This window comes from Sphingomonas bacterium (assembly GCF_903643035.1).
Lineage (GTDB): Bacteria > Pseudomonadota > Alphaproteobacteria > Sphingomonadales > Sphingomonadaceae > Sphingomonas.
The window spans coordinates 1-4,637 of record NZ_CAHJWW010000220.1; the positions used below are offsets into that span (position 1 = coordinate 1).

Annotated in this window: 4 protein-coding genes; 3 read left to right on the forward strand and 1 reads right to left on the reverse strand. The window is 68.0% G+C overall.

Annotated elements, in window-relative coordinates; genetic code table 11:
* A partial coding sequence (locus tag HUV01_RS12340; protein WP_174298538.1) for an outer membrane protein assembly factor BamD occupies positions 1-924 on the reverse strand: 924 nt, incomplete at its 3' end.
* Positions 925-1,001: 77 nt separating this feature from the next.
* Here HUV01_RS12340 and HUV01_RS12345 point away from each other — a divergent pair.
* The 3 genes from HUV01_RS12345 to HUV01_RS12355 form a co-directional block, all read left to right on the forward strand.
* Positions 1,002-1,841 carry a class I mannose-6-phosphate isomerase gene (locus HUV01_RS12345; RefSeq protein WP_174298539.1) on the forward strand — a complete coding sequence of 280 codons (840 nt, stop codon included), beginning with the start codon at positions 1,002-1,004 and terminating at the stop codon, positions 1,839-1,841.
* A gap of 118 nt (positions 1,842-1,959) precedes the next feature.
* Positions 1,960-4,317: a transketolase gene (locus HUV01_RS12350; protein ID WP_174298540.1), complete on the forward strand. Its 2,358-nt coding sequence runs from the start codon at positions 1,960-1,962 to the stop codon at positions 4,315-4,317.
* The coding region (locus tag HUV01_RS12355; protein ID WP_174298541.1) for a biotin/lipoyl-containing protein at positions 4,307-4,637 on the forward strand (331 nt) is incomplete at its 3' end. The genes HUV01_RS12350 and HUV01_RS12355, both read left to right, overlap by 11 nt.

The window sequence follows — 4,637 nt, forward strand, 5'->3', positions numbered from 1 at the left end:
GCCGCCGGTGGTCGCGGGCGTCGGCGCGCCGGGCGCGGACGCGGCCCCGCCGGTATCGCCCGCCGCGGGTATGCCGGGCGGTCCCTTGGGCAGGACCGACGCCTTGTTCTTCACGATCAGCTCGCCGGCCGGCAACGGCGCCACCGGCACGGGCGGGTGCGCCTTCATCAGCTTGTAGGCGTGCGCGTACCAGTCGCTGCCCGGATAGTTGATGCCCAGCACCGCCGTCACCCGTTGCGCCTCGACGGGCGTTCCAAGCTCCAGATACGTCTCGGTCAGCCGCATCAGCGCCTCCGGCGTGTGGGTCGTCGTCTGGTATTCGTCCACCACATGACGGAAGCGCAGCGTCGCCGCCAGCCACTGGCCGCGCCCCTCGTAATAGCGGCCGATCTCCATCTCCTTGCCGGCGAGATGGTCGCGCACCAGGTCGATCTTCAGCCGCGCGTCGGCGGCGTATTTCGAATTGGGATAGCGTCGCGTCAGCTCGCCCAGCGCGTCCAGCGCCTGCTGGGTGATCTTCTGGTCGCGGGTCACGTCGTTGATCTGCTCGTAATAACCGAGCGCGACGAGATAATAGGCATAGGGCGCGTCCCTGTTGCCGGGATGCACCGACAGGAAACGCTGCGCCGACTGGATCGAGTTGGTGTAGTCCGCGCCCTCGTAATAGCTGAACGCGCTCATCAGCTGAGCGCGGCGAGCCCAGACCGAATAGGGATGCTGACGCTCGACCTCGTCGAAAAGCTGTGCCGCTTCCTTGTACTGGCGCCGGTCGAGCCGGACGCGCGCCGCGGAATAGAGCGTGCCGACGTCGCGGGCGACATAGGGCAGGTCGGCATTCTTCTTGCCCCGCGCGCAGCCGGCCAGGGGAAGAGCGACAGCGGCGACGGCGAGGATGGCCGAGGCGCGGAACAGGGAGATACGCATAGCGGTTTGCCTTACCGCAATGTATCCCGCGGGAACAATCCCACCCCGATCATCTCATCATCTCAGGAGTACCGTTCATGCCCGCCACGCTGCTCGCCACCAGACGCGTCGAGAAGCCGTGGGGGCGCCACCATCTGTATCCCGGCTTTCCCGACGCGCCCGACGGCGCCGGGAAGGTGGGCGAGGTGTGGTTCCAGCCGCCCGAGCCCGAGGGGGCGGAGCTGCTCGTCAAATATCTGTTCACCAGCGAGAAGCTGTCCGTGCAGGACCACCCGTCGGACGAGGAAGCGCACAAGCGCGGCCTGCCGCGCGGCAAGGACGAGTGCTGGACGGTGCTGACCGCCGAGCCCGGCTCGACGATCGCGGTCGGCCCGAAGCGGGAGATGACGAAGGACGAACTGCGCGCCTCCGCGCTCGACGTCACGCTGGAGGACAAGCTGGACTGGCGACCGGTGAAGGCGGGAGACTTCCTGTATTGCCCGAGCGGGACGATCCACGCGATTGGGGGCGGCATCACCTGCATCGAGGTGCAGCAGAACTCGGACACCACATACCGGCTCTACGACTATGGCAGCGATCGCGAGCTGCACCTCGACGACGGCGTCGCGGTCGCGCATCTGACGCCCTATCGGCCGATCGAGAGCCCGGGCCAGGTATCGCCCGATCGCACGATCCTGGTCGAAGGTCCCAAGTTCGTGCTGGAGCGGTGGCCGGGCGGCGACCGGTCGGTGGCGCTGCCCGACGGCAGGACCGGCTGGCTGGTCCCGATCAGGGGCGAAGGCGTCGTCGCCGGCGTCGCATGGAAGGCCGGCGAATGCGTGACGGTTACGGGTTCGGAGCGGATCCACGCCTCCGCCGATGCCGATGTCCTGTTCGCCTATACGGGCGACACGCGGATCGGCGAGACCGCCTCCTGACCGATCGCGATCGAGCGTCGACGGCCGGCATGCCGACCCATGCGCCATCGTCGTACAGAAGGGGAAGACGCGCCCGGGAAATCCCGTAAAAGGGATGAAAGGTCGGCAAGGAATCGCGATGTCCAAGACGCTAGAACAACCCGGCATAGACCGGATCGCCCTGCTCGAGACGCTCGATACTCAGCTGCGGTGGCTCTCGTCATGGACGGTCCACAACGCCAACCATGTCCGGCACAAGCGCGACGGCATGAAGGTCGGCGGTCATCAGGCGAGCTGCGCCTCGATGAGCGCGATCATGGCGGCGCTCTACTTCCACGCGCTGCGTCCGCAGGACAAGGTGGCGGTGAAGCCGCATGCCGGGCCGTTGCTCCATGCCATCCAGTATCTGCTGGGCAACCAGAGCCTCGACCAGCTGCAGCGTTTCCGCGGCCTTGGCGGCATGCAGAGCTATCCCTCGCGCACCAAGGACCAGATCCAGGTGGACTTCTCGACCGGTTCGGTCGGTCTGGGCGTCGCCATCACCGCGTTTGCGAGCCTGGTGCAGGATTACCTGATCGCGCACGGCCAGCTGGTCGAGGCGGACGCGGGGCGGATGATCGCGCTGATGGGCGATGCCGAACTGGACGAGGGCAATATCTACGAGTGCCTGATCGAGGGATACAAGCACGACATCCGCAACTGCTGGTGGATTGTGGACTACAACCGCCAGTCGCTCGACCACACGACCGCCGATCGCATGTTCCGGCGGTTCGACGACATCTTCGAAACCTGTGGCTGGCGCGTGCTGACCGTCAAATACGGCAAGAAACAGCGCGCCGCGTTCAAGCGCCCGGGCGGCAAGAGCCTGGAGGAATGGTTCGAGAACTGCCCGAACGTCGATTTCGCCGTCCTGACCTATCAGGGCGGCGCGGCGTGGCGCGCGCGGCTGGTGGCGGACATCGGCGGCAAGCCGAACGTCGCCAAGCTGCTCGACAGCTTCGACGACGCGGCCCTGGCGGCGCTGATGACCAACCTTGGCGGGCATTGCATAGAAACGCTGACGGAGGCGTTCGACAGCGCCTCGAACGACAGCATCCCGACGATGTTCATCGCCTATACGATCAAGGGCTATGGCCTGCCGCTGGCGGGGCACAAGGACAATCATTCGGGGATGATGAACCCGCCGCAGATCGCGGAACTGCGCGCCAGCCTCGGCATCGCGGAAGGGGAGGAGTGGAACCCCTATGCCGGGCTGGGCGACAATGTCGCGACGCAGCTCGACGCGTTCATCAGGCAGAGCGCCTTTGCCGCGACTCCGCCGGAACATCGGGCCGCGACGGTGCCGGTGCCGGCGCGCCTGCCGGTGCCGGACGGGGCCGATCAGTCGACGCAGTCCGCGTTCGGCCGCATCCTGATGGACCTGGCCAAATCCGGCGATCCGCTCGGCGACCGCATCGTGACGACCGCCCCCGACGTTACCCAGACCACCAACCTGGGCGGCTTCGTGAACAGGCGCGGCCTGTTCCGGCGGGCGGAACTGGCCGACGTGTTCCACAAGGCGAAGATCCCCTCCGCGCAGAAATGGTCGGGCCACGGCGCCGGCCAGCATATCGAGCTGGGCATCGCGGAGAACAACTTCTTCCTGATGCTCGCGGCGCTCGGCCTGGCCGCGCCGCAGTTCGGCACGCGCCTGTTGCCCGTCGGGACGGTCTATGACCCGTTCATCGCCCGCGGGCTCGATGCGCTCAACTACGGTTGCTACCAGGACGCGCGGTTCCTGCTCGTCGGCACGCCCTCGGGCCTGACGCTCGGCGCCGAGGGCGGCGCGCACCAGTCGATCAACACGCCGCTGATCGGCATGGGACAGCCCAACCTCACCTATTTCGAGCCCGCCTTCGCGGACGAGGTCGCGCTGACGATGGGGCATGCGTTCGACCGGATGCAGGAACCGGACGGGGGCTCCTTCTACTTGCGCCTCTCGACCCGCTCGATCGCGCAGGTCGAGCGGTCGGACGGCGAGTGGGAGGAGGACGCGATCAAGGGCGGCTACTGGCTGCGTCGGCCCACGCAGGGCGCGGAGGCGGCGATCGTGTTCACGGGCGCGATCGCGCCCGAGGCGATCGCGGCCTGGGAAGTGCTGGCGGAGGATATTCCGGGCCTGGGCCTGTTGAACGTCACCTCGCCCGACCTGCTGCATCGCGGCTGGTCGGCGCACCGCGCGGCGCGCTGGACCGGAGAGGCGGTTCCCGCCTGCCATGCCAGCCATCTGCTGTCGGCGCTGGCGAAGGGCGCGGGCCTCGTCACCGTGATCGACGGGTCGCCCGGCGCGCTGTCCTGGCTCGGCGGGGTCAGGGGCATGTCGGTCAGCCCGCTGGGCATCGACCGTTTCGGCCAGACCGGCGACCTGCCGGACCTTTATCGCACCTACCGGCTGGATGCCGATTCGATCGTCGAAGCCGCCGCCGAACTGTTCCTGGAAGCCGACAATGGCCAATGAGCTGAAGATGCCCGCGCTGTCGCCGACGATGGAGAAGGGCACGCTCGCGCGCTGGCTGGTGAAGGAGGGCGACGCGGTACGCCCCGGTGACGTGCTGGCGGAGATCGAGACCGACAAGGCCACCATGGAACTGGAGGCCGCCGACGAAGGGGTGGTGGCGTCGCTCGTCGTTCCGGACGGCACGGACGACGTCGCGGTCGGCACCGTCATCGCCCTGATCGCCGATCGGGCGGAGGAGGGCGCCGAAGCCGTCCTCGAAACGGTCGGGGCGGCGGCGGCGCCGGCGATGTCGGGGGCAGCGGCGCAGGCGCCCGCGGCAC